Source organism: Saccharothrix saharensis (assembly GCF_006716745.1).
GTDB classification, from domain to species: Bacteria; Actinomycetota; Actinomycetes; order Mycobacteriales; family Pseudonocardiaceae; genus Actinosynnema; species Actinosynnema saharense.
This window is the reverse complement of the sequence record NZ_VFPP01000001.1, coordinates 7098766-7121611: the sequence shown is the minus strand read 5'-3', so window position 1 is coordinate 7121611 and position 22846 is coordinate 7098766. Positions and strand designations below refer to the sequence as shown.

At 74.3% G+C, this 22846-nt stretch carries 25 protein-coding genes and 1 pseudogene; 14 read left to right on the top strand and 12 right to left on the bottom strand.

The genetic code is table 11. The features are described 5' to 3' along the window. Positions 1-229: 229 nt before the first annotated feature. From FHX81_RS32590 to FHX81_RS32570, 5 genes are read left to right on the top strand one after another with little or no spacing between them, the layout of a single operon-like run. Positions 230-1612, top strand: a complete 1383-nt coding sequence (locus FHX81_RS32590) for a pyridoxal phosphate-dependent decarboxylase family protein (RefSeq protein WP_141982376.1) — start codon at positions 230-232, stop codon at positions 1610-1612. After that, positions 1609-3264: an IucA/IucC family protein gene (locus FHX81_RS32585; protein WP_141982374.1), complete on the top strand. Its 1656-nt coding sequence runs from the start codon at positions 1609-1611 to the stop codon at positions 3262-3264. Before FHX81_RS32590 ends, FHX81_RS32585 begins: the two co-directional genes overlap by 4 nt. Then, positions 3261-3842: a GNAT family N-acetyltransferase gene (locus FHX81_RS32580; RefSeq protein WP_141982372.1), complete on the top strand. Its 582-nt coding sequence runs from the start codon at positions 3261-3263 to the stop codon at positions 3840-3842. The genes FHX81_RS32585 and FHX81_RS32580 overlap by 4 nt, the downstream gene beginning before the upstream one ends. After that, a complete protein-coding gene (locus FHX81_RS32575) occupies positions 3839-5122 on the top strand; it encodes a lysine N(6)-hydroxylase/L-ornithine N(5)-oxygenase family protein (protein WP_211363622.1) in 1284 nt (427 codons plus the stop codon). Before FHX81_RS32580 ends, FHX81_RS32575 begins: the two co-directional genes overlap by 4 nt. Next, complete coding sequence (locus FHX81_RS32570; protein ID WP_246108085.1) at positions 5115-6860, top strand: IucA/IucC family protein; 1746 nt, start codon at positions 5115-5117, stop codon at positions 6858-6860. Before FHX81_RS32575 ends, FHX81_RS32570 begins: the two co-directional genes overlap by 8 nt. A gap of 51 nt (positions 6861-6911) precedes the next feature. Here the strand turns inward: FHX81_RS32570 and FHX81_RS32565 are convergent, their stop codons facing one another. Together FHX81_RS32565 and FHX81_RS32560 are read right to left on the bottom strand one after the other, a co-directional pair. After that, positions 6912-7640, bottom strand: a complete 729-nt coding sequence (locus tag FHX81_RS32565; RefSeq protein WP_246108084.1) for an SAM-dependent methyltransferase — start codon at positions 7638-7640, stop codon at positions 6912-6914. A gap of 41 nt (positions 7641-7681) precedes the next feature. After that, entirely contained in the window at positions 7682-9016 is a 1335-nt protein-coding gene (locus FHX81_RS32560; RefSeq protein WP_425473899.1) for a replication-associated recombination protein A, read from the bottom strand. Between the two features lie 106 nt (positions 9017-9122). Here FHX81_RS32560 and FHX81_RS32555 point away from each other — a divergent pair, with 106 nt between their 5' ends. The 4 genes from FHX81_RS32555 to FHX81_RS32540 are packed head-to-tail and all read left to right on the top strand — an operon-like array spanning position 9123 to position 11420. Beyond that, positions 9123-9884, top strand: a complete 762-nt coding sequence (locus FHX81_RS32555) for a type VII secretion target (RefSeq protein WP_141982366.1) — start codon at positions 9123-9125, stop codon at positions 9882-9884. Beyond that, the gene (locus FHX81_RS32550) at positions 9884-10903 is read left to right on the top strand and encodes a CHAP domain-containing protein (protein WP_141982364.1); all 1020 of its coding nucleotides are present in this window, start codon (positions 9884-9886) and stop codon (positions 10901-10903) included. Before FHX81_RS32555 ends, FHX81_RS32550 begins: the two co-directional genes overlap by 1 nt. Beyond that, positions 10900-11178: a YbaB/EbfC family DNA-binding protein gene (locus FHX81_RS32545; protein ID WP_246108083.1), complete on the top strand. Its 279-nt coding sequence runs from the start codon at positions 10900-10902 to the stop codon at positions 11176-11178. Before FHX81_RS32550 ends, FHX81_RS32545 begins: the two co-directional genes overlap by 4 nt. After that, entirely contained in the window at positions 11175-11420 is a 246-nt protein-coding gene (locus FHX81_RS32540; protein ID WP_211363620.1) for a hypothetical protein, read from the top strand. The genes FHX81_RS32545 and FHX81_RS32540 overlap by 4 nt, the downstream gene beginning before the upstream one ends. Positions 11421-11530: 110 nt before the next feature. Here the strand turns inward: FHX81_RS32540 and FHX81_RS32535 are convergent, their stop codons facing one another. Further along, complete coding sequence (locus tag FHX81_RS32535; RefSeq protein ID WP_141982361.1) at positions 11531-12301, bottom strand: ESX secretion-associated protein EspG; 771 nt, start codon at positions 12299-12301, stop codon at positions 11531-11533. A gap of 54 nt (positions 12302-12355) precedes the next feature. Here FHX81_RS32535 and FHX81_RS32530 point away from each other — a divergent pair, with 54 nt between their 5' ends. After that, positions 12356-13123, top strand: coding sequence for a helix-turn-helix transcriptional regulator (locus tag FHX81_RS32530; protein WP_141982360.1), 768 nt, complete (start codon positions 12356-12358; stop codon positions 13121-13123). Here FHX81_RS32530 and FHX81_RS32525 read toward each other — a convergent pair. From FHX81_RS32525 to FHX81_RS32505, 5 genes are read right to left on the bottom strand one after another with little or no spacing between them, the layout of a single operon-like run. Beyond that, a complete protein-coding gene (locus FHX81_RS32525; protein ID WP_141982358.1) occupies positions 13050-13604 on the bottom strand; it encodes a hypothetical protein in 555 nt (184 codons plus the stop codon). The genes FHX81_RS32530 and FHX81_RS32525 overlap by 74 nt on opposite strands. Before the next feature lie 11 nt (positions 13605-13615). After that, entirely contained in the window at positions 13616-14254 is a 639-nt protein-coding gene (locus FHX81_RS40895) for a hypothetical protein (RefSeq protein WP_170232251.1), read from the bottom strand. Then, positions 14247-14513 carry a hypothetical protein gene (locus FHX81_RS32515; protein WP_141982356.1) on the bottom strand — a complete coding sequence of 89 codons (267 nt, stop codon included), beginning with the start codon at positions 14511-14513 and terminating at the stop codon, positions 14247-14249. Before FHX81_RS32515 ends, FHX81_RS40895 begins: the two co-directional genes overlap by 8 nt. Continuing rightward, positions 14510-15736 carry a PPE domain-containing protein gene (locus FHX81_RS32510; protein WP_141982354.1) on the bottom strand — a complete coding sequence of 409 codons (1227 nt, stop codon included), beginning with the start codon at positions 15734-15736 and terminating at the stop codon, positions 14510-14512. The genes FHX81_RS32515 and FHX81_RS32510 overlap by 4 nt, the downstream gene beginning before the upstream one ends. Beyond that, complete coding sequence (locus FHX81_RS32505) at positions 15733-16197, bottom strand: hypothetical protein (protein WP_141982353.1); 465 nt, start codon at positions 16195-16197, stop codon at positions 15733-15735. Before FHX81_RS32505 ends, FHX81_RS32510 begins: the two co-directional genes overlap by 4 nt. A gap of 136 nt (positions 16198-16333) precedes the next feature. Here FHX81_RS32505 and FHX81_RS32500 point away from each other — a divergent pair, with 136 nt between their 5' ends. The 4 genes from FHX81_RS32500 (at position 16334) to FHX81_RS32485 (ending at position 20058) form a co-directional block, all read left to right on the top strand. Further along, positions 16334-16939, top strand: coding sequence for a uridine kinase family protein (locus FHX81_RS32500; RefSeq protein WP_246108082.1), 606 nt, complete (start codon positions 16334-16336; stop codon positions 16937-16939). Positions 16940-16969: 30 nt separating this feature from the next. Further along, positions 16970-17389, top strand: a complete 420-nt coding sequence (locus FHX81_RS32495; RefSeq protein ID WP_141982349.1) for an SRPBCC family protein — start codon at positions 16970-16972, stop codon at positions 17387-17389. A 113-nt stretch (positions 17390-17502) separates the two neighbouring features. Further along, the gene (locus FHX81_RS32490) at positions 17503-18795 is read left to right on the top strand and encodes an MFS transporter (protein ID WP_141982347.1); all 1293 of its coding nucleotides are present in this window, start codon (positions 17503-17505) and stop codon (positions 18793-18795) included. Positions 18796-18936: 141 nt separating this feature from the next. Further along, positions 18937-20058: a lytic polysaccharide monooxygenase gene (locus tag FHX81_RS32485; RefSeq protein ID WP_246108081.1), complete on the top strand. Its 1122-nt coding sequence runs from the start codon at positions 18937-18939 to the stop codon at positions 20056-20058. 28 nt (positions 20059-20086) lie between these two features. Here FHX81_RS32485 and FHX81_RS40890 read toward each other — a convergent pair whose 3' ends face one another. From FHX81_RS40890 to FHX81_RS32475, 4 genes and pseudogenes are all read right to left on the bottom strand, one after another. Then, positions 20087-20887, bottom strand: a complete 801-nt coding sequence (locus FHX81_RS40890) for an ATP-binding cassette domain-containing protein (protein ID WP_170232484.1) — start codon at positions 20885-20887, stop codon at positions 20087-20089. Positions 20888-20923: 36 nt separating this feature from the next. After that, positions 20924-21421, bottom strand: a pseudogene (locus FHX81_RS42300) (energy-coupling factor transporter transmembrane component T family protein); the annotation flags it as partial. A gap of 89 nt (positions 21422-21510) precedes the next feature. After that, positions 21511-21801 carry a PDGLE domain-containing protein gene (locus FHX81_RS40885; RefSeq protein ID WP_170232250.1) on the bottom strand — a complete coding sequence of 97 codons (291 nt, stop codon included), beginning with the start codon at positions 21799-21801 and terminating at the stop codon, positions 21511-21513. After that, the gene (locus FHX81_RS32475) at positions 21798-22487 is read right to left on the bottom strand and encodes an energy-coupling factor ABC transporter permease (RefSeq protein WP_141982342.1); all 690 of its coding nucleotides are present in this window, start codon (positions 22485-22487) and stop codon (positions 21798-21800) included. Before FHX81_RS32475 ends, FHX81_RS40885 begins: the two co-directional genes overlap by 4 nt. Positions 22488-22846: the final 359 nt, after the last annotated feature.

Here is a 22846-nt window from a genome sequence, read left to right as displayed (position 1 = left end):
CAAGGTTACCGCGACCCCGTCGAGGCCTCCGAACGAGATCAGGGCAGGGCTGTGCCACGTGGTGGGACGGTGGGCAAGACCCCCCATTTGGCCGTCGATTCGATCGTGGTCGCGGCGGCTAGCGTGGGCACGCGAGTGATCGTCACACCACGGATGGTCACGGAGGGCTTGACACCACCACGCCGAGTAGATGAGGTAAGCCTAGCCTTAGTCGAATGCCGGAGGTGCCGTGTTCGCCGTCAGTCCCTCCGGCCGGCCGGTACCGCCGGGCGAGCCCGCCGACGTGCTGGCCCACGCCCGCCGGGTGCTGGGCGAGGTGCCCGAGCACGGCATCGGCGCCGACGCCGCGCTGGCCCGCGTCACGACCGTGCTCACCGACGGCGGGATCGACCTGACCAGCCCGTTCGCCGCGGCCCACCTGCAACCGCCGCCGCTGGCCGTGGCCGTGACGGCGGACGCGCTGGCCGGCGCGTCCAACGCCTCGCTGGACACCTACGACTCCGGGCCGGCCGCCCTGGCCGTGGAGCGGTGGGTGGTGGCGGCGCTGGCCCGGCTGGCCGGGTTCGACACCGGCGCCGACGGCGTGTTCACCCCCGGCGGCACGCTGTCGAACCTCACCGCGCTGCTGCTGGCCCGGGACGCGGCCGCGGCCCGCCTCGGCGTGGACGTGCGGTCCGACGGCGTGTCCGCGCTGCCCGACCCGGTGGTGTTCTGCTCGGAGCTGGCGCACTTCTCGGTGGCGCGGGCGTGCGCGGTGCTGGGCATCGGCGAACGGGCCGTGCGCACGGTGTCGGTGGACTCGCGCCGCCGGATGCGGCCGGACGCGCTGGCGGCGATGCTGCGGGCGGGCGGCACGCCGGTGGCCGTCGTGGCGACCGCGGGCACCACGGACTTCGGCTCGGTGGACCCGTTGCCGGAGCTGGCCGCGCTGGCCCGCGAGCACGGCGCGTGGCTGCACGTGGACGCCGCCTACGGCTTCGGCGCGCTGTTCTCGGCGAAGCTCGCCGGGCTGGTGGACGGGCTGGCGCTGGCCGACTCGGTGACCGCGGACCTGCACAAGATCGGCTGGCAGCCGGCCGCGGCGAGCGTGCTGCTGGTGCGGTCGGCGGCGCTGTTCGGGCCGCTGGAGCGGTCGGTGGCCTACCTCAACCCCGAGGACGACCGGGCCGCGGGCTACGACGGCGCGCTCGGCCGGTCGTTGCAGACCACGCGTCGGCCGGACGCGGTGAAGGTGGCCGCGACGCTGCTCGCGCTGGGCCGGGCCGGGTTGGGCGCGCTGGTGGACCGGTGCCACGAGCTGGCCGGGCACGCGGCCGCGCTGATCGCCGCCGACCCGTCGTTCGAGCTGGTCGGCGGGGCCACGCTGACCACCGTGGTGTTCCGCTACCGGCCGGCCGACCGGTCGCTGGCCGACGAGGTGAACGCGCGCCTGCGCCGGGCGTTGCTGCGGGCGGGGGCGGCGCTGATCGGCCGGACCGTGGTGGACAAGGCGACGTGCCTGAAGCTGACCCTGCTCAACCCGAACGCCCGGGAGGCGGACCTGGTGACCCTGCTGGCCCTGGTCCGCGAAGCCGGTTCCGCCGCCGAACGACTCGTGAAGGGAGCGGCATGAGCCCGGATCCGCTGGAAGGCGACCCGCGGTCGACCGCGGAACACGCGCACTTGGAGGCGTTGCTGCGCTGTTGGGTGCGGGAGCGGAACGTGCCGGTGGACCCGGGCGGCCGGGTGCGGGTCGACGTGCTCGGGCTGCCGCTCGAGGCGGACGTGCGGTACGCCTCCCCCACCGGGCGGCACCGGTTCGGGCCCGTGACGTTGGCGGGCGGGCCGGCCGACCCGGTGGTCGCGGTGGCGCTCGTCGGGGCGCACCTGGGTGGTGCGACCGCCGACCTGGTGGAGCGCACGGCCGAGTCGGTGCGGCGGGTGGCCGGGTTCGTGGAGCACCGCCGCCGTGCGCCCGTGGGGCCGGCGGACCGGTTCCTGGACAGCGAGCAGCGGTTGATGCTCGGGCACCTGCACCACCCCGCGCCCAAGAGCCGGGACGGCCTGTCCGACGCCGACAACGCCCGGTACGCGCCGGAGCTGCGCGGGTCGTTCCCGCTGTTCTGGTTCTCCGCGGCCGAGGAGGTCGTGTCGCACGGGTCGGTGTCCGGGCCGGACGCGGTGACGGTGCTGTCCACGCTGGCCGGGCGCGGTCCCGAGCCGGGCCGGGTGCTCGTGCCCGCGCACCCGTGGCAGGCGCACGACCTGCTGACCAGGCCGCGGATCGCGTCGTTGATCTCGCGCGGGCTGCTGGAGCCGCTGGGCGAGTTCGGGCCGGCGTGGTCGCCGACGTCGAGCCTGCGCACGGTGTACCGGACCGGCGCGCCGGTGATGCTGAAGCTGTCGCTCGGCCTGCGGATCACCAACTCCCGGCGCGAGTCGACGTCGACCGAGCTGCGCCGCGGCTCGGAGGTCCACCTGCTGCTGGAGTCGGGCTACGCGGCGGGCACGGAGAAGGCGCACCCGGAGTTCAGCGTCGTGCGCGACCCGGCGTGGCTCGCGGTGGACGAGGGCGGCGAGGTCACCGGGCTGGACGTGGCCGTGCGCGAGGTGCCCGGGGACATCGGCGACTCGCGCTGCCTGGCCGGGATGGTCGCGCCGCGGCCGGGCATCGGGCGTTCCCTGCTGGGCGAGCTGGTGCTGCGGTTGAACGCGGCCGAGTGGGTCGCCGACTACACCGACCGGGTGCTGGTGCCGATGCTGCGCCTGTACGCGGAGACCGGCATCGGGCTGGAGGCGCACCAGCAGAACACGCTGGTGCGGCTGGACCCGGCGGGTCGGGTCGTCGGCGGGCGCTACCGGGACAACCAGGGCTACTACCTGGCGGCCTCGCACCTGCCGCGGGTGCTGGAGCGGCTGGGCGTCGAGCAGTCGACGCTGGCCGTGGTGGACGACGCGGTCGTGGACGACCGGCTCACCTACTACCTGCTGCGCAACCAGGCGTTGGCGGTGATCGGCTGCATCGGCGTGGAGGGGCTGGCCGACGAACGGGACCTGCTGGGCGTGCTGGCGTCCCGGTTGGAGGCGGCGCTGCCCGCGCTGGCCGAGGCGGGCCCGGACGGCGACCGGTTGGCCCGGCGCTGGCTGGAGGCGGACGTGCTGCCGTGCAAGGCGAACCTGCTGACCAGGCTGGGGGGCATCGACGAGGTGCTGGCGCCGCTGGACGCGCAGTCGGTCTACTTCGACGCGCCCAACCCGCTGCGGGAGGGCAGGTGCGCCCGGTGACCCACCTCGACGCCTACCGGCCGACCGACGACCTGTCCGGCGTGCCCGGTCCGCCGCTGCCGGTCCTCGGCGACGGCTGGCACGCCCGCGCGGCCGACCCCGACACCCGTGACCTGGACCTCGTGCACCGCTGGATGCAGGCGCCGCACGTGGTCGCGTTCTGGCACCAGGCGTGGCCGCGCGAGCGGTGGGAGGAGGAGCTGCGCCGGCAGGTGTCCGGGCGGCACTCGCTGCCGGTGCTGGTGAGCCGCGGCGACGACGACCCGGTGATCTACCTGGAGGTGTACCGGGCGGCGCGGGACGTGGTCGCGCGGGTCTACCCGGCCCGGCCGCACGACCTCGGGCTGCACGTCGCCGTGGGCGAGCTGGGCATGACCGACCAGGGGCTGGTGCGCCGGCTGCTGCCGGTGCTGACCGAGGCGTTGTTCGACGGCGACCCGCGGTGCACGCGGGTGCTGCTGGAGCCGGACGTGCGCAACCGGCGGGCCATCGCGTCGTTCACCGCGGGCGGGTTCGAGCCGGTGGGCGAGGTGCTGCTGCCGGACAAGGTCGCGTTGCTCATGGTGCGGACGCGGTGACCGCCGACGTCGTGGCGATCGGCTGCGGCCCGTTCAACCTGGGGCTGGCCGCGCTGGCGTCCACCGTCGACGACCTGGACGTCGTGGTGCTGGAGGCGCGACCGGAGCTGCGCTGGCACAGCGGGGTGATGTTCGGCGACGCGGTGCTCCAGGTGAGCTTCCTGGCCGACCTGGTGACGTTGGTCGACCCGACGCACCCGCTGTCGTTCCTGGCCTACCTGCGGGACGCGGACCGGCTGTACCCGTTCTACGTGCGGGAGAGGTTCCACCCGACCCGGCGCGAGTACGAGGACTACCTGAGGTGGGCGGCGGCACGGCTGCCGGTGCGGTTCTCGCACGCGGTGACGTCCGTGCGGTGGGAGGACGACCGGTTCGCCGTGTCGGGCCCGGGGTTCTCGGTGGACGCGCGGCACCTGGTGCTCGGGGTGGGCACCACGCCGGCCGTGCCGCCCGCGCTGGCGGGCCTGGGCGACCGGCTCGTGCACAGCTCCGACTACCTGCACCGGGCGCTCGCCGCCGACCGGGTGACCGTGGTGGGGTCGGGCCAGTCGGGTGCGGAGATCGTGCGGGACCTGCTGCGGCGCAACCTCGACGGCGGCCCGGCGGTCACGTGGCTGACCCGCACGCCGGTGTTCGCGCCGCTGGACTACACGAAGCTGGTGCTGGAGATGACCACGCCCTCGTACGTGCGGCACTTCCACTCGTTGCCGCAGGACCGGCGGGACGCGGTGCGCGCCGAGCACTGGCGGCACTACCGGGCGATCTCGGCGGAGACGCTGGAGGAGCTGCACGACCTGCTGTACCGGCGGGAGTGGGAGCACGGGCTCGCGCCGGTCGAGCTGCGGCCCGGCGTGACGGTGGTGTCGTCGTCGGCCACCGGTCCGGAGGTGGTGCTGGAGTGCGCGCACCGGGACACCGGCCGCACGTTCCGGCACCGCACCGACCTGGTCGTGGCGGCCACCGGGTACCGCCAGGCGCCGACGCCGTTCCTGCAACCGCTGGAGCCGTTCGTCCACCGCGACGCCGAGGGCCGGTACGTCGTCGCGCTCGACCACTCGATCTCGCTGGACCCCTCGGTCACCGGCCGGGTGTTCGTGGCCAACGCCGACCTGCACAGCCACGGCGTGGCCGCGCCCGACCTGGGCATCGGCGCGGTGCGCAACGCGACCATCGTCAACGCGGTGACCGGCCGCGAGGTCTACCGCCTGCCGGAGCACACCGCCTACACCAGCTTCGGCGCCCCCGGGGACGCCGGGCGACCTGGAGACGACCTTGACTGACCTGTGGCGCGAGTGCTCGGCGGCGTTGCTGGCCAAGGCGATCGGCGAGCTGTGCTTCGAAGGGCTGCTCACCCCCACCGGGGGCTACGAGCTGCGGTTCGACGACGCGGTGTACGCGTTCTCGGCCACGCGGACGGCGTTCGGCGGGTGGCGGGTGGAGCCGGGGTCGGTGCGCCGGGCGGCGGCCGGGATCCTCGGCGACGACGTCGTGGAACCGTGCGACGACGTGCGGCTGTTCGTGGTGGACGCGTTGCGGTTCCTGCGGGTGGACCCGGCCACGACCGCCGGTTTCCTGGCCGAGGTGACCGCGACCCTGGCCGCCGACGTGGCGCTGGCGGCGACCGCGCGGCCGGCCGCGGACCTGGTGTCGTTGCCGAGGGCGGAGCTGGACGGGCACCTGACCGGGCACCCGTGGCTGATCGCGAACAAGGGCCGGGTCGGGTTCTCGGCCGACGACCTGGCGCGGCACAGCCCCGAGGTGCGCACGCCCGTGCGGCTGCCGTGGCTGGCCGTGCACCGGGGGCTCGCGGAGTTCCGCGGCACGTCCTCGCTGTCCGAGGACGGCGTGCGGGCGCACGAGCTGGACCCGATGACCGTGGAGCGGTTCACCGAGACGTTGCAGGAGGCGGGCGTCGACCCGGCGGCCTACGTGTGGCTGCCCGTGCACCCGTGGCAGCTCGACCACGTCGTGCGCACGTTGTGGGCGCCGGAGTCGGCCACCGGCCGGATCGTGGAGCTGGGCGAGGCGCCGGACTGGTACCTGCCGACCCAGGCGGTCCGGACCATGGTCAACGTGGACGCGCCGGAGCGCTACCAGGTCAAGCTGCCGTTGAAGGTGCTGAACACGTCGGTGTACCGGGGCATCCCGCCGCACTGCACGCAGGCCGCGCCGGTCGTGACGCAGTGGCTCGCGGGGCTGTGGGAGTCGGACAAGCTGATCGGCGAGTGGGGCACGCGACTGCTGGGCGAGGTCGCGTCGGTGACCGTGCGGCACCCGCTGTTGTCACGGGCCGGCGCGGTGCCGTACCAGTGGCTGGAGACGATGGGCTGCATCTGGCGCGAGCCGGTGGTGCTGCGCCCCGGTGAGCGCTCGTGGTCGTTGGCCGCCCTGCTGCACGTGGACCGGTCCGGACGGCCGCTGGTGCTGGAGTACGTGGGTCGGACCGACCCGGCGGAGTGGTTCGCGGCGCTGCTCCGCGTCCTGTTCCGGCCGCTGCTGCACGTGCTGTACACGTACGGGATCACGTTCAACCCGCACGGCGAGAACGTCGTCGTGATCACCGACGACGAGAACGTGCCGGTCCGCGTCGCCCTGTTCGACCTGGTGGACGACGTGAACGTGTCCGTGGACCGGGTGCCCGCCCGCGGCCCGGAACCGGACGCCCACGACCCGGTGCTGCCGCGCAAGCCGTGGCCGGTCCTGCGCCAGTACATCGTGGACGCCCTGCTGGTCGGCGTGTTCCGCCCCCTGTCGACCCTGCTGCCACTGGACCACGACCGCTTCTGGGGCATGGTCCGGGGCGAGGTCGACGCCTACCGGGTCCGCTTCCCCGACCTGGCCGACCGGGTGGACGCCGGCTCGCTCACCGCGCCGGAGTTCCTGCGCTACCCGCTCAACGGCTACCGCCTCACCCTGGGCTACCGGGACCTGGCCGCCCGCCCCCCGGTGCCGACGACGGGCACGCTGCCCAACCCGCTGCACCACGTGACCCCGGTGCCGCCGCCGGACGGCTGGTGACGGATCGGCCGCCTCGTCCGGTATCCCCGACCGGGCGAGGCGGCCGGGGTCCTAGGGGCGGGCCAGGGTCAGGTAGGCCAGGCCGAACTCGCCGCGGTAGCCCTTGAGCCAGCCGTCGCGGTGGTCGTCGACGATCGCGCGGACCTCGGCGGCTTCCGGGTGGTCGGGGTGCTCCAGCAGCCAGCGCTCCCGGGACGCGCACCAGCGGGACTCGAAGCTGTCCCACTCGTCCAGGCTGGCCGTGGTGACGGCGAGCAGGCGATAACCGCGGCCCAGGGCCAGGTCGACCAGCTCGTCCAGGGTGCCGAACTCCCCGTCGCCGAAGACCTCCAGCGCCCGCGGGCCGGGCGAGCGCTCCCAGAAACCGTCACCGAGCAGCAGGGTGCCGCCGGGGCGGGTGCGGGCGTGCATGGCTTCCAGGGTGGCCCTCGTGCCGCCCCAGGCGTGGGACGCGCCGATGGAGATCGTCACGTCCGCGGGCTCGGCGTCCCACCCGGTGACGTCGGCGAGGTCGAGGGTGACGCGGGACGTCAACCCCCTCGCCTGCACGTTCCCCCGGCCGCGCGTGATGGCGTAGTCGTCGCTGTCCACGCCGACCCCCGTCACCCCGGCCTGGTGCTCGACCGCCCGCAGCAGCAGTTCCGCCCAGCCGCACCCGTAGTCGGCGATCCGGTCCCCCGGCCGCAGCCGCAGGCCGTTGATCAGGTCGTACGCCTTGGCGTCCGAGAGCGGCGTGTTGAAGTCGAGCAGGGCGTGGCCGTTCAGGGGTGCGTCCGTCACGGGCCATACCGTGTCAGAACGCGGCAGGATCGGAAATGGATTTACTCCTGGCCGCGGACGACCCTGCGCAGCTTGGGCAGGCGTTCGGCGATCACGCGCTCGCCACCCCGGCCCGTCGGCTGGTAGTAGTCGCGGCCGACCAGGTCGTCCGGCGGGTACTGCTGGGTCAGCACGCCCTCCGGCACGTCGTGCGGGTAGCGGTAGCCCTGGGCGTTGCCGAGCTTGGCCGCGCCCGCGTAGTGGCCGTCGCGCAGGTGCGCGGGCACCGAGCCGATCGCACCCTTGCGCACGTCCGCCATGGCCTCGCCGATCGCGGTCGTGACGGCGTTCGACTTCGGCGCGGTCGCCAGGTGGACGGTGGCCTGGGCCAGGTTCAGCGCGCACTCGGGCAGGCCGATGAGCTGCACCGCCTGCGCCGCCGCCACGCACGTCTGCAACGCGGTCGGGTCGGCCATGCCGACGTCCTCGCTGGCGTGGATCACGAGCCGGCGCGCGATGAACCTCGGGTCCTCCCCCGCCTCGATCATCCGGGCCAGGTAGTGCAGCGCCGCGTCCACGTCCGAACCGCGGATCGACTTGATGAACGCGCTGGTCACGTCGTAGTGCTGGTCGCCCTGCCGGTCGTAGCGCACGGCCGCCCTGTCGACCGTCGCCTCCAGCGTCGCCAGGTCGAGCGCGCCGCCGTCGCCGACCGCGTCCGCCGCGGCCTCCAACGCGGTCAACGCGCGCCGGGCGTCACCCCCGGCCAGCCGCACGAGGTGGTCCTCGGCGTCCTGCTCGACGGTGATCGCGCCACCGAGGCCGCGTTCGTCCCGCACCGCGCGCCGCACCAGGACGCGCACCGCGTCGTCGGTCAACGGGCGCAGTTGCAGCACCAGCGAGCGGGACAGCAGCGGCGAGACGACGGAGAAGAACGGGTTCTCCGTGGTGGCCGCGACCAGCAGCACGATCCGGTCCTCGACCGCGCCCAGCAGCGCGTCCTGCTGGGTCTTGGAGAACCGGTGCACCTCGTCGATGAACAGCACGGTCGCCTCGCCGGAGCGGACCAGGCGGCGACGCGCCTCCTCGATGACCGCGCGCACCTCCTTCACACCCGCGGACAGCGCCGACAGCGCCGCGAACCGCCGGCCGGTGGCCTGCGAGACGAGCGTGGCCAGCGTGGTCTTGCCGGTGCCCGGCGGGCCGTAGAGCATGACCGAGGCGGGCGACGAGCCCTCCACCAGCCTGCGCAGCGGCGCGCCCGGCCCGAGCAGGTGGTCCTGCCCGACCACCTCGTCCAGGGTGCGCGGGCGCATCCGCACGGCCAGCGGCGCGTTGGCGGCGATGCGCGCCGCCTTCTCCTCCGGGTCGACGCCGAACAAGCCGTCGTCGAACAGGCCTCCCTCGTTCACGTGTTCGACTGTAGCTCCCCCGTGCACTGCCGCTGTCCGAGCGTGCAACGGCGGTTCCGTCCCAGGTCACCCGCGGTGCAGGGTGTGCGGCATGAGCAAGTTGAGTCCGGAGCAGATCGCCCGGCACGCGCACGACGCGGGGTTCCGCGGGCAGGACCTGACGATCGCGGTGGCGGTCGCGCTGGCCGAGTCGGGCGGCGACCCGCGGGCGCACAACGCCACCCCGCCGGACAACTCCTACGGGCTGTGGCAGATCAACATGCTGGGCGGAATGGGTCCGGCGCGGCGGCGCGAGTTCGGGTTGGAGTCGAACCGGGAGCTGTTCGACCCGGCGGAGAACGCGCGTGCGGCGAACAAGATCTCCGGTGACGGGCGGTCGTGGACGCCGTGGAGCACTTACACGAACGGGGCGTACAAGCGTCACCTGGACGAGGCACGGCGGGGCGTCGAGGCGATGAAGCGCGGCGGCTCGCGAGGCGGGTCCGGCGGCGGGGGCGGCGGCGGGTCGCGAGGGGGCGGTGGCGGGTTCTCCGTGGACGCCGGCGTGCTCCGCGACTACGCGCAGCGGACCCGGAACTCGGCCGACGACCTCACCGCGCTGGGCCGGCGGCACGTGCGCGAGGTGCGCGAGATCGCCGACGACAGCTTCGGCCGCATCGGCAAGCAGTCCGGGTTCGCCGAGGCGCTCGACAACTTCGGCGCGGCGCTGCGCAAGCAGGTCAAGGCGGTCGCGCACAACACCGACGCGCTCGCCACGTCCGCGGGCCGCGCCGCCCGCGCGTACAAGGAGCAGGACGACGACGTGGCGCGTTCGCTGGGCGGTCGCGTGATCACCGGCGGGGGTGAGGGCTGATGGACACCCGTGCGATGGCGCGGCACTTCGCCGAGAGCATGATCGGCCACCGGAACTCGTTGGCGGGCAAGGCCGAGGACGCGGTGAAGGTCCAGTACGCGCTGCACCGGACCGCGACCGGCCTCACCGACCGGCACGACGACCAGGGCAAGGCCGCCAAGACCGTGCTGGAGCACTGGAAGGGCGACAACTCCGAGGGCTTCGAGAAGCGGGCCGGCAAGCTGGGCAGGCAGCTGCGGGTCACCGCGGACGCCGCCCGTGACGCGGAGAAGATCGTCGCCGGCGTCACGAGCGCGTTGACGACCGGGCACACGCGGGCGCGGCGGGCCGTGGACGAGTACCTCGACGCGGCGACCCGGCTGCTCGACGCGGGCAAGGCCGTCGGCACGCGGGCCGCCCTGCTCAAGGCCGTGGCGCAGGCCGCGGACCTGGAGCCCGGGTACACCAAGGAGACCGCCGGGACCGTCCGGCACGTGCGGGGCGAGCTGGAGGACGCCGCCCGCAAGCTGCGCGCGTTGGAGAAGGAGGTCGAGCACGACGGAGTCGCGGACGGCCGGGCCGAGCGCACCCGCGGCTCGACCAAGCCGTCCAGGGCGCGGGCCCGGGGCCGTTCGCGGACGATCATCTCGGCCGCGCGCAAGGAGCTGGGCACCCGGGAGAGCCCGCCCGGCAGCAACCGCAACCCGTACGGGCCGACGGCGGCGTGGTGCTCGTCGTTCGCCACGGCGATGTGGCGCAAGGCCGGGGTGGACATCCCGCTCCTGCCGTTCACCGGGGACGTGTTCCGGTGGGGGCAGCAGCGCGGCAAGGCGTACACGTCGTTGAGCGCGGTGAAGCCGGGTGACGTGCTGCTGTTCGGCAGCGGGCCGAGCAGCCCGGCGACCAGCACGCACATCGGGATCGTGGAGAAGGTGTCCGGCGGGACCGTGACGCTGATCGAGGGCAACTCGGGCGACAGCGTGCGGCGCAACACGCACCGGCTGAGCTCGGCGACGTTCTACGGAGGGGTGCACCCGTGATCAAGGGGAACGCGCACGACCCGGACACGGGGATCTCGGTGGAGGTGGGGCCCGGCGGCGGGTTGCGCGACCTGGCGCTGGACTCCCGGTCGCTGCGGCTGGGGCAGTCGGGGCTGGCGCGGGCGATCCTGGCGCTGGTCGAGACGGCGACGGCGCGGGCGAACGCGCGGGCGGCGCACGTGGTCGGGGACGAGGTGTCGGCGTTGGGGCTGGACGTGCGGGCGAAGCTGGTGGAGTCGGTGGAGGACACCACTCCCGAGACGTGGCGGGTGTGATGGGGCTCGGTGAGCGGCTGGACTCGATCCGGCGTGAGGCGTCCGGCCGGGGCGTGACGGTGGTGGTCGACCTGCACGGCAAGCCGGTGGACCTGGCGTTCAGCCGGGAGGCGCTGGCGATGCGTCCCGCCGAGCTGGCCGGCGTGATCCGTGCGCTGGCCGACGAGGCCGCCGCGGCCGCCGTCGCCGAGGGTGTGTCGATCCTGTCCGACGTCGTCCCCCCGCACCTGCTCACGTCCTGAGCGTTGAACTCGGGGTACCTGAGCGTTCGACACTCGGGACCTGAGCGTTCGACACTCGCGTGTGTCGAACGTTCAGGTCCCGAGAGTCGAACGCTCGGGTACGGAGTGTTCTACGGTCGGGGGCCGCGGGCCAGGGTGAGCAGGGCGGTCAGGTGGCGGGTCAGCCAGGGGGTGTCGGCGGGTGAGAGGTGGACCCACTCGGTGTCCGGCGACTGCTCGGTGGTCAGGGCGTAACGGCCCGCGGCGGTCTCGGTCCAGCTCAGGACGCGGGACCGGCCGGCGGGACCGGTGGCGGCGAGTTGACCGGTCGACTTGCGGGGCGAGTCGACGAGCGTGGTGATCGACCGGGTGGCGCGGCCGGTGATGCCCGCCTCGGCCAGGGTGCGCTCCAGCGCGGCGTGGCCGGACCGGGCGTAGGCGTCCATCGCGGCGGCGAACACGGGCCGGGGCATCCGCACCTGCTCACCGGGGCCGGCGGGCGCGTCGCCGACGACCCGGGTGATCGCCGACGTCAGGTCGGTGACCGGCTCCAGCGCCACCTCGCGGTCGTTCAGCACGGCCAGCACGCCCCGCCCGCCCCGCGACGTCGCCAGCACCCGCCACGGGTGCGGCCGGAAGACCAGCGCGTCCACGGACACCTCGCCGTGCGCGAGCAGGGCGAACAGGTCCTCCAGCTCCGGCGAGACGTCCCGCCCGTCGGCCAGCCCCGCCTCGGTCAACGTGCGCAGCACCTCGGAGCCGAGGGCGTCGCGCTCGTCCATCGTCCCGCCGTGCGACGGCACCTCGAGCGGGTAGGGCGGCTCACCCGCGCCCAGGTCCTCCCACAGCAGGTCGAACTCCAGGTGGGACAGGACGACCGCGGTCGCCGAACGTCGCGCCATGGGCCCAGAAGGTAGCGGTCGGCGGCGGCTTTCGCGGCCGGTTGGGCAACACCGGTGGCTACGCTGCTCGGCGTGGACGTCGCCGGCGGGTTCCTGACTGTGCGGGCTTCCGGCGCGGCGGCGGCCAAAGCCGCGCTCAGCGGGGGTGCGGGCACCCCGGAGCACATCCAGCTGCTGGTCGGCTGCACGGTCGCGGGCGGGGTGCCCGGCAGCGGCGCCGCGCTTCGGTTTCCCGATTGCGCGTTGCACGTCCTGCCCGACGTGGTGCTGCTGACCGTCGCCGAGGCACGGCTCACCGTCGGCTTCGGCGAGCTGAGACCGCTGATGTTCCAACAGGTCCCGGTGGACGCCGCGCTGCGCGCCGTGTTCTCCGGCGCGGTCGGGCACGTGCTCGCCGCCGCGCACGCACTCGACCCGCACGGCCTGTCCCACCACCTGCTGGGCCTGGCCGAACTCGTGCTGCGCAGCGCGCTGCGGGCCGAACTGGAACGCGTGGACTCCCTGGTCGCACGGCGGCGCGAGGCGTTGGACTACATGCGCGAGCACCTGGCGGACCCGACCCTGAGCGCGGACCGGGTCGCCGACGCGTTGTTCATCTCCCGCCGCCGCCTCTACCAGCTCTTCGACGACGGGCAGGGCGTGTCCGAGCGCATCCGCGGCCTGCGGATCGACCGCGCGAAGGCGTTGCTGGCCGACCCGGCGAAGGCGACGCGCGGCATCGGGGAGATCGCCCGGGACTGCGGTTTCGTCAGCGCCGCGCACTTCTCCCGGACGTTCCGCCAGGTGGTCGGGCAGACGCCGAGCGAGTTCCGGCACCGCTGAACTCGACGCCCGACACGAACCGGCCCGCGATGCCCGCCACCTCCAGCCAGCCGCGCCCGGTCGGCGAGTGCAGCGTGAACACCGCGATCCGCGGGTGGCCCGGGTCGGTCACCACGACCTGCAGCTGGGCGCCGGGCCCGGTGACCGGGATGCGCTCCACGATCACCACCGGGTAGCCGGTCGCGGTCTCGCCGCGGGTGACCTCGCGGATCGCCGGGCCGTCGAGGTGGAAGCCCAGCTCGACGGGGTCGGTGGGCCGGTCGACCGGCACCACGCCCGCCATCAGCAGCGCCGGGTCGGCGTCGCGGTGCTCGACCACGGCCAGCAGACCCGCGCCGTGCTGGTGCGCGAGCTCGGCGGCCTGCGTGGCGGACACCTCCAGCCCGGGGTCGCGGGTGCCTTTGAGGCGACGCAGGACGGCCAACAGCTCCGCCGCGGTGCGTTCGGGGGTGCCGAGTGCCACCGGGGTGACCCCCGGCACGGGAGCGAGTCTCACCCCAGACCCGCCCGGAACGCCGCCGCCGCACCCCGCGTGGACGCCGGTCGAGGTGGACCGAGCAGCACGGACGCCAGCTCGGCGGTGAGGGAGGAGAAGCCGGTCAGCGTGTCGGCGATGGCCGTGGACGGTTCCTCGGCGCGCAGCCGTTCGGCGACCCTCCTGGCCTCCGCGCGGTGGTCGCGCTCCAGCAGCCGGGCCTCCTCCAGCACGTCGTCCAGTCGCCGCCGCAGGTCGTCGTGCCGCGCCACGGCGCGGTCGTGCGCCTCGCCGTCGGCGGCGGTGAACGCGGCCATCGCCCCGGTCCGGTCGACCTCGTCGGAAGCGTCGGCGAGCTCCCGGCGCAACGCCAGCGCGCGCCCGTCCAGCTCCTCGGCCCGCCGCTGGTTGCCCAGCAGCGTGGTGGCCCAGCCGTCGAGCACCTCGGCCGCCGCCCGCATCGCGCGCCGCACCGCCGTCAGCTCCGACACCACCGCCTCCAACCGCGTCCTGAACCCGTCCGCCGCCGCACCCGTCCACCGCTCCGGTGGCGCGCCGGTGACCGTGAAGGCGACCGACAGCCGTTCGCTCGCCGCCACCACCGCGCCCGCGTGGCCGGGCGCGGGGTCGAACCCCAGACCCCGGTAGTCAGTCATGGCGCAGCTCGTCGGCCTGCCGGTACACCTCACCCGCCGCGCGCAACGCGTCCGCCAGCGCGTCCAGCTCCACGCCGCGCAGCACCTCCGCCCACTCGGCCACCAGGTGCTCGACCGCTTCGGTGACGCCCTCGGGGCCGAGGTCGCCCGGCGGTTCCGCCAGGCCGGCCGCGGCGGCGCGCACCTCGTCGGCCGCCTCCTCCAACCGGCCCGCGAACGCGCCCAGCGCGTCCGGGTCGACCTGGTAGCCGCGGCTCATTCGCCGAGCACCGGCGGGAACGCGGGCGGCAGGTCGTCGAGCAGGTCCAGGCCGTTGTCGTAGCGGTTGCGGTGCTCGCCGTCCTCCTCGCGGTTGCCCGGCGCCATCGGCGGGTACATGCCGAAGCCCTGCGGCCCGCCCGCCCCGACCACGGGTCCCACGCCGCCGCGGGCCCCCGCGCCGCCCGGCACCGCGCCGAGCACGCCGGACGCGCCACCCGGACCGAACGGCCCGAACCCGCCGTGACCGCTGCCGCCACCGTGCACGCCTCCACCGGGCACCCCGCCCGCGCCGGGACCGAACGCCCCGGGACCGAACGGGCCGTGACCGGGGTTCGCACCGCCGAACCCGCCGGGACCGCCGGGGTACCCGGCTCCGCCGACGGCCGGTCCGCCGGCCGCGGCCACGGTCGTGGTGCCTTCCGGGCGGGTGCCGGTCCCGTACGGCGGGCGGTCCGCCGGATCGGTCCGGTCGGGCTGCTCCCACACGGGCGGCGTGGACGTCGGCCCCTGCCACGGCAGCGGCACGTCGGGCGTCCACTGCCCCGCGTCCCGGTTGGCCACCACCGGTGCCTGCTCGAACACCGGCAGCTCGCGGCCGATGCCGTGGGCGGCGGCCTCGTACTGCTCCATCACCCGCACGGCCCGGTCCATCGCCTCGCGCTGCTCCTGCTTGGACGGCCGGTGGTCGTCCAGGAGCTGGTCGAGCATGTACGAGCCCTGCGGCCCGTCGAGCGCGGTCACGTCGTAACCCTGCGCGAACCACTTCTCCGCGTCCGGGTGCACCGGCTCCGGGATCGCCCGCGCCGCCTCGGCCACCGCCGTGGTGTAGCCGTCGAGACCGCCGCCCACCAGGAACGCGCGCTCGGAGGCGTCCGCGCCCCACCGGGTCAGCCGCGTCACCGACTCGGACGCCGCCACCGCGGACGGCCCGCGCCACGACAGCGCGAGGCCCTGCACGATCTTGCGCACGTCGGCGGTCGCCTGGTCGATGTCCTCGGCCAGCCGCTTCCACTCGTAGGTGCGGGTGGCCATCTGCGCGGCGTCCGCGGACTTGACCATGTCCCAGAGCTGCCGGTGCGTGTACGCCCGCCAGTTGATCTTGCCGAAGTTCTCCGGCTTCCGGTTCTCCCGGCGCAGTGCGACGCGCTTCTCGTGCTGCCGGCGGTGGGCCGGCGAGTAGTCGTGGAAGTCCGACCAGAACCCGCCCTTGCGCTCGGTCACCGCAGCCGCCCCAGTGCCTGCGCGATGTGGTCGTCCTGCACCTTCTGGGTCTGGCCGACCTGCTGCAACGCCTGCCGCAACCCGGTCAGCTCGTCGAGGTAGGACCGCAGCGCCGCGCGCACGCCGCCGCCGAGGTCGCTGCCGCGCAGCCCGAACGCCGCGCGCATGTTGCGCGCGACCGGGCCCTTGCCGTCGCCGAGGGGCTGCTCCATCTCCCGCTCCGCGCGGGCCAGCAACCCGCTCAGCACGCCGTGCAGCCGGTCCAGGTCCGAGACCGACCGGCCGAAGGAGTCCAGGTCCAGCTCGATGCGGTCACCGCCCTCGGCGACCACGCCCGCGGCGCCGGCGCCGGTCGGCGCGGACACCTCCGGCACCGCGACGGCGCGCGACCCGCGCTCGTCGTCCCGCAGCTCTTCGCGCATCTGCTTGGCGTGCTCGACACCACGCACCCTGACGACCATGGACCACATCGTGGTGTGCCCGCGCGCGGGTGACCAGACCGGGTGCACAGCGGAGCAGCGTCGGTGCACGATCGGACAAGACGACCGCACGGCTGCGGTGCCGCGACGGGCGGGACCTGTGCGAAAATCGGTACCCGTGCCGTCACCTGCCGTTCACGCGCGCGCCGTGCTGCTCGCCGGCCCCTCCGGTTCGGGCAAGTCCACCCTCGCCGCCCACCTCGGCCTGCCCGTGCTGCGGCTCGACGACTTCTACCGCGAGGGCGACGACCCGCTGCTGCCCCGCGACGAGGCGGGCCGCCCGGACTGGGACGCCGAGGGCTCGTGGAACACCGCCGACGCGCTGGCCGCCGTGGTCGAGCTGGCCACCACCGGCACGGTCGAGGCGCCCGTCTACGCGTTGGGCGAGGACCGGCGGGTGGGCTGCCGGACGGTGACCGCGCCGGGTCTGTTCATCGCCGAGGGCCTGTTCGCCGACCGGCTGGTGACGGGCTGCCGCGAGGCGGGCGTGCTGGCGGACGCGATCGTGCTCGCGCCCAACGCGCTGGTGACGTTCGCGCGCCGGTTCGCCCGGGACGTGGCCGAGGCGCGCAAGCCGGTGCCGCTGCTGGCCCGCCGGGGCCTGCGGCTGCTGCGCGAGCACCCCGGCGTGGTGCGGCGCTGCGTGGACGCGGGCATGCGACCGGCCCGCCCGGACCGGGTGGAGCTCGCCACGATCGGGGGCATGGCACCCGCGGCGGTGTAGCCCGACCGTGCCGGGGGTACTGCTGCCGGCATGGCTGAGTACGAGCACGAGCAGACGATCCCGGTCGACGCGCGGGTGGTGTTCGACCTGGCCCGGGACGTGTCCGCGATGGAGGCGTGGCTGCCCGACGGGCTGCAGGTGGAGCCGAGCGGGCCGGAGCGGGTCACCGGGCGCGTGTCGATGGGCGACGAGATCGACGAGGCCGAGGGCTACCTGGCCGCGGACGACGAGCAGCGCCGGCTGGAGTGGGGCGACCTGGAGGGCGGCGGCTACTCGGGGTGGCTGCAGGTGGACGACGCGGGTCCCGGCCGCAGCCGGGTGGTGCTGCACCTGGACGTCGGCGGCGAGCACCCGGCGGCCGTCGGCGGCGAGGCGCACGAGATCACCGACGAGCACCTGGAGCAGGCCCTCAACCGGCTCGCGGCGCTCGCGATGCAGAGCGTTACGTGACGGTTTTCACCTCACACCGGGTTTGAACGCCGAAAAGCGACATTTACTGTTGCTGCCGTTCACCCGGGCACGTCTGCACGTCGAAGCCCTGGATCGCCTTCTAGGGAGCTTCGATGTTCCGCGCTCTGCGCGGCCGCAACTACCGCCGCTGGGCGTTCGCCGACCTGATCTCGGTGACCGGTTCGTGGATGCAGTTGATCGGCCTGAACTGGGTCGTGCTCGAGAGCACCGGCTCGGCCACGTCGGTCGGCCTCTCGGTGCTGCTCGGCGCGGTGCCGTCGGTGCTGCTGGGCCCGTGGGCGGGGTCGGTGGCCGATCGGCTGCCGGTGCGCCGGATCATCCTCACCTGCCAGGCGCTGCACGCCGTCCTCGCCGCCGTGCTGGCGCTCGTGGTGTGGCGGGGCGCGCCGATCGGGGCCGTGTTCGCGCTGACGTTCGCCGCCGGCCTGGTGTCGGTGTTCGACGGGCCCGCGCTGGGCCGGTTCGGCGCCCAGGTGGTGTCGCGGGAGGACCTGGGCAACGCGGTCGCGCTCGGCTCGGTGCTCAGCTCCACGGGCCGCATCCTGGGCATGAGCGGCGCCGCGGTGCTCGCCGCGGCGCTCGGCGCGCCCGCGCTGTTCCTGATCAACGCGGTGAGCTTCGTGGCCGTGATGGCGGCCGTGCTGACCATCCGCCGCGACGAGCTGCACCCGTTGGCGCAGAGCCCGACCGACCGGGTCGGCGTCACGGCCGGCCTGCGGTACGTCGCCGCGAGCGGGCGGCTGGTCCTGCTGTTCGCGCTCGGGTTCACGCTGTCCAGCCTGGGCCGCAACTACCAGGTCACGATGGCCGCGATGAGCCCGGACGCGACCACGTACGGCCTGCTGTCCACGGTGTTCGCGATCGGCACGGTGCTCGGCGGGCTGGCCGCGGCGGCGCGCAAGGCGCTGACCGTGCGCCTGCTGCTGGTCGTCGCCTGCGCGACGAGCCTGCTCCAGGTGGCCGGCGGGCTGGTGCCGGGCCTGCTCGGCTTCGCGGTCGTGCTGCTGCCCATCGCGGCGGGCGCGGTCGTCATCGACACGACCATGAGCACGCGGATCCAGCTCGACACCGCGGACGGCATGCGCGGGCGGCTGCTGGCGGTCAACTCGGCCGTCGGCGCGGCGGCGGGCGCGGCGGGCGCGCCGCTGCTGGGCTGGTTGTGCGAGCGGATCGGCGCGCCGGAGACGTTGGTGCTCGCGGGCGTGTTGGCGCTGGTGGCGACGGTGTTCGCGGCGTCCGTGCTGGGCGCGCCGCCGCACCGGCGGACCGCGCTGGCGCACCGCGTGCTGCGCGGGCCGCACCAGCCGGCGCCGCCCGCCGGTCACCCGCACGGCCCAGTGCGCCCCGCGAAACGCGCGAGGCGGCGTACCCGCGTCCGGGTGTAGCGCACCGCGTCCGTAAAGCGGCACGGACTGCGCCGCTGAGATGCACTGTGTAGTCGCCCATTCACAGATCGGCGTACGCGCGGTTACAGTCATGCCAGTTCCTGGGAGCGCTCCCAGAACCTCAACGAGGAGGTGAACGACGTGACGGCCCGACGATGGATCGCACTGGCCGCGGCCGGCGCGGCAGGCTTGCTGATCGCGACGCTCGTGAACGTGATCGGCCCGACCGCGGCGTCCGCACACGGCGCCATGATGACCCCGGGCAGCCGGACCTTCATGTGCTGGAAGGACGGCCTGTCCCCGCAGGGCGACATCAGGCCGCAGAACCCGGCGTGCGCCGCCGCGGTCTCGGCAGGTGGCACCAACGCGCTCTACAACTGGTTCGGCGTGCTGCGATCCGACGGCGCAGGCCGCACCAGCGGCTTCATCCCCGACGGCAAGCTGTGCAGCGGCGGCAACCCGACGTTCTCCGGGTTCGACATCGCCCGCAACGACTACCCGGTGACCCACCTCACCGCGGGCGCGACCTTCAACTTCACCTACAACAAGTGGGCCGCGCACCCCGGCACGTTCCACCTCTTCGTCACCAAGGACAGCTGGAGCCCGACCCGGCCGCTGGCGTGGAGCGACCTGGAGAGCACGCCGTTCGACAGCGTGACGAACCCGCCGGACAGCGGCGCGGTGGGCACGGTCGACGGCAAGTACTACTGGAACGCGAAGCTGCCCTCCGGGAAGTCCGGTCGCCACATCATCTACTCGGTGTGGACCCGTTCGGACAGCGCGGAGACGTTCTACAACTGCTCGGACGTCGTGTTCGACGGCGGCAACGGCCAGGAGACCGGCATCGGCAACGGCGGTGGCACGACGACCACCACCACGACGACCACCACCTCCACGTCGACCACCACCACGACCCCGACCAGCACGACCACGACCACGACGACCACCCCGGGTGGCGACGCGAACTGCATGGCGATCTACAAGATCAGCAGCGCGTGGTCGGGCGGCTTCCAGGCCGAGGTCGAGGTCATGAACCACAGCAAGAGCGCGTACAACGGCTGGACCGCCACGTGGACGTGGGGCGGCAACCAGTCGATCACCAGCCTGTGGAGCGGCGTCAAGTCCGGCTCCGGTCAGCAGGTGGTGGTCAAGAACGCGGCGTGGAACGGCACGGTGGCGCCCGAGGCGTCGGTGAAGTTCGGCTTCACGGCCAACTTCTCCGGCACCAACTCGCTGCCCACGGTGACCTGCACCAGCCCCTGATCCCCCCTGCCGGGCTGATCCAGGGCGTTCACAGGCGGAACCCGAACGGGAGCTCCAGCCGGTGCCGGGCGAGCAGCCCGGTGTCGGCCAGGAGCTCCCGCGTCGGTCCGTCGGCCACCACGACACCGCCGTCGATCAACACGCTGCGCGGGCACAGCTGCAAGGCGTAGGGCAGGTCGTGGGTGACCATCAGCATGGTGCGGTCCAACCCCAGCAACACCTCGGCCAGCTCTCGGCGGGCCACCGGTTCCAGGTTCGCCGAGGGCTCGTCGAGCACCAGGATCTCCGGGTCGCAGGCCAGCACGGTGGCCAGCGCCACGCGGCGGCGCTGCCCGCCGGACAGGTGCAGCGGCGACCGGTCGGCGAACCCGGCCATGCCGACCGCGGCCAGCGCGCGGTCCACCCGGTCGTCCAGCTCCGCGCCGCGCAGCCCGAAGTTCGCCGGGCCGAACGCCACGTCCTGCCGCGCGGTGGGCAGGAACAGCTGGTCGTCGGGGTCCTGGAAGACCACGCCGACGCGGCGGCGGATCTCCTTCAGGTGCGCCTTCTCCACCGGCAGCCCGGCCACCTCGACCCGGCCGGAACCACCGCCCAGCACGCCGTTGAGGTGCAGCGCGAACGTCGTCTTGCCCGCGCCGTTCGGCCCGAGGACGGCGACGCGCTCACCGCGTTCCACCCGCAGGTTCACCCCGTAGAGCGCCTGGTGGCCGTCCGGGTAGGCGTACGCGAGCCGCTCCACCACCAGCGCGGGCGCGGACCGCTGCGGCTCGACCGCCGCACCGCCGCCACCGCCGCCGGGCACCCGGCCCGTCCAACCGCGCGACACCATCGCCAGGTGCACCCTCTCGCCGCGTTCGTAGGAGCGGATGAACAGGCTGCCCACGCCGCGCGCGGTCGCGCCGAGCTGCCACAGGAACCGCGGGTCGTCGCCGCGGGAGATCCTGGCCACCCGCATCCGCTTCGCCTCGCCCACGATCACCTCGGCGTAGCGCAGCATCAGGGTCGCGATGGTGACCAGCACCGGCGGCATCCGCAGCCGTTGCAGCCCGAGCAGCAGGTCGTGCGGCGCGGTGGTGGCCGCCAGGGTCAACGACGTGAGCAGGCCGAGCGTGCCCTTGGCCAGGATGTTCCACCCGGCCAGCGCGCCCTCCACCGAGACGGCCACGCCCAGCACGTCCACCCGGTCGCCTCCGCCGGTGACCGGCAGCACCAGCGCCAGCAGCACGAACGGCAGCTCGATCACCGAGCGCGCGGCGAACCACCGCACCGGGACGCGCGCCACCGCCCACACCGCGCCGAGCGCGAGCAGGTACGCGCCGAACGCCCAGAACGCCTCACGCGGCGTGGCCACCACGCACAGCACCGCCACCACCGTGGCGACGATCTTCACCTGCGGGGCGAGGCGGTGCACCGGCGAGTCGCCCGGCCGGTGCAGGAAGCCGTGGCCCGGGCTCACCCGGACCCGGTGCCGGAGCGCTTGCGCAGCAACCAGAACAGCCCGCCCGCGACGAGGAGCGTGAGCACCACGCCGACCACGCCCGCGAGCCCGGTGAGCCGGTCGTCGCCCGCCACCGCGTAGTCGGCCAGCGGCCCACCGCCCAGCGGGTGGTCCCGCGCGTGCTCGGCGATGCCGTGCTGCTCGGTGACGTGGTCCAGGCCGTCCGGGTCCGAGTCGGCGAAGTAGGACACCACGCCCGCCAGCAGCAGGCTGACCACCGCGAACCCCGTGAAGAAGCGCTTCACGCCCGCAACTCCAGCTTCTGCGGCACGCCGCGCAGCAGGTGCACAAGGTCGGGTCGGGCCGCCGCGACCGCCGTCACGGTGACCGCCGTGATCAGGCCCTCGCCGACGCCGATCAGCACGTGCACGCCGAGCACGGCCGCCGCGACCGTGCCGAACGCGACACCGCCCTGGCCGCCGATGGCGTACTCCAGCACGAAGCCGAACGACGCCAGCACCGTGTTGACCAGCGCGGACACGAACGCCACTGCGGCCAGGCCGCCCTTGTTGCGGGCCGCGAGCCGACGCAGCGCCACCGCCGTCAGGTACCCGACCGCCGTGCCGAGGAGGGCCATGTTGGTGACGTTCGCGCCGAGCGCGGTGACGCCGCCGTCGGCGAAGAAGAGGGACTGCACGACCAGCACGATCGTCACGCACAGCGCGCCGACCCACGGCCCGACCAGGATGGCGGCCAGCGCGCCGCCGAGCAGGTGCCCGCTCACACCGGGCAGCACCGGGAAGTTCACCATCTGCGTGGCGAACACGAACGCCGCCACCAGGCCGGCCATCGGCGCGGTCCTGTCGTCGAGGTCGCCGCGCGCCTTGACCAGCGCCACGCCCACCCCGGCCACGGCGACCGCGACGAACAGCAGCGAGGTCGGCGCGTTCAGCAGGCCGTCGCTCATGTGCATTGCCACCGGTTCGGACACGCCCACCACGCTAGTTGCCAGTGCTGCGCAGTGGCCAGCTCAATGCAACAACTATTCCGATCACACCTACGGGTGAAAGGCGCCCCGGCCGCGTCGTCCGGTCGGGCGAGGTGGGCGGGCGACGCCCGACGAGGGGAAATCCCTGTCCTCGACGGGACCCGGCCCGTCCACCGGGAGGGTCCGCACCCGTCCCGGGAGGCAGAACCACGTCCCGCACCACCCGACCCGTCCCCGCCGCCGTCCTGGCGTTCGCCGCCGCCTCGCTCCCCCTCACCACCGCCGCGCCGGCCCAGGCGACGGTCGATGCTGCGTGGACCACCTCCGGGCGCACGACCACCCGGTCACCTGCAACGACCGGG

What these genes read in the sequence shown, in the direction of transcription:
- FHX81_RS32585 (WP_141982374.1), top strand. Translation starts at nt 1,609, where the DNA reads ATGAGCCCGGATCCGCTGGAAGGCGACCCGCGGTCGACCGCGGAACAC.
- FHX81_RS32555 (WP_141982366.1), top strand. Translation starts at nt 9,123, where the DNA reads ATGAGCAAGTTGAGTCCGGAGCAGATCGCCCGGCACGCGCACGACGCG.
- FHX81_RS32550 (WP_141982364.1), top strand. Translation starts at nt 9,884, where the DNA reads ATGGACACCCGTGCGATGGCGCGGCACTTCGCCGAGAGCATGATCGGC.
- FHX81_RS32535 (WP_141982361.1), bottom strand. Translation starts at nt 12,301, where the DNA reads ATGGCGCGACGTTCGGCGACCGCGGTCGTCCTGTCCCACCTGGAGTTC.
- FHX81_RS40895 (WP_170232251.1), bottom strand. Translation starts at nt 14,254, where the DNA reads ATGACTGACTACCGGGGTCTGGGGTTCGACCCCGCGCCCGGCCACGCG.
- FHX81_RS32515 (WP_141982356.1), bottom strand. Translation starts at nt 14,513, where the DNA reads ATGAGCCGCGGCTACCAGGTCGACCCGGACGCGCTGGGCGCGTTCGCG.
- FHX81_RS32505 (WP_141982353.1), bottom strand. Translation starts at nt 16,197, where the DNA reads ATGGTCGTCAGGGTGCGTGGTGTCGAGCACGCCAAGCAGATGCGCGAA.
- FHX81_RS32495 (WP_141982349.1), top strand. Translation starts at nt 16,970, where the DNA reads ATGGCTGAGTACGAGCACGAGCAGACGATCCCGGTCGACGCGCGGGTG.
- FHX81_RS32490 (WP_141982347.1), top strand. Translation starts at nt 17,503, where the DNA reads ATGTTCCGCGCTCTGCGCGGCCGCAACTACCGCCGCTGGGCGTTCGCC.
- FHX81_RS40890 (WP_170232484.1), bottom strand. Translation starts at nt 20,887, where the DNA reads ATGGTGTCGCGCGGTTGGACGGGCCGGGTGCCCGGCGGCGGTGGCGGC.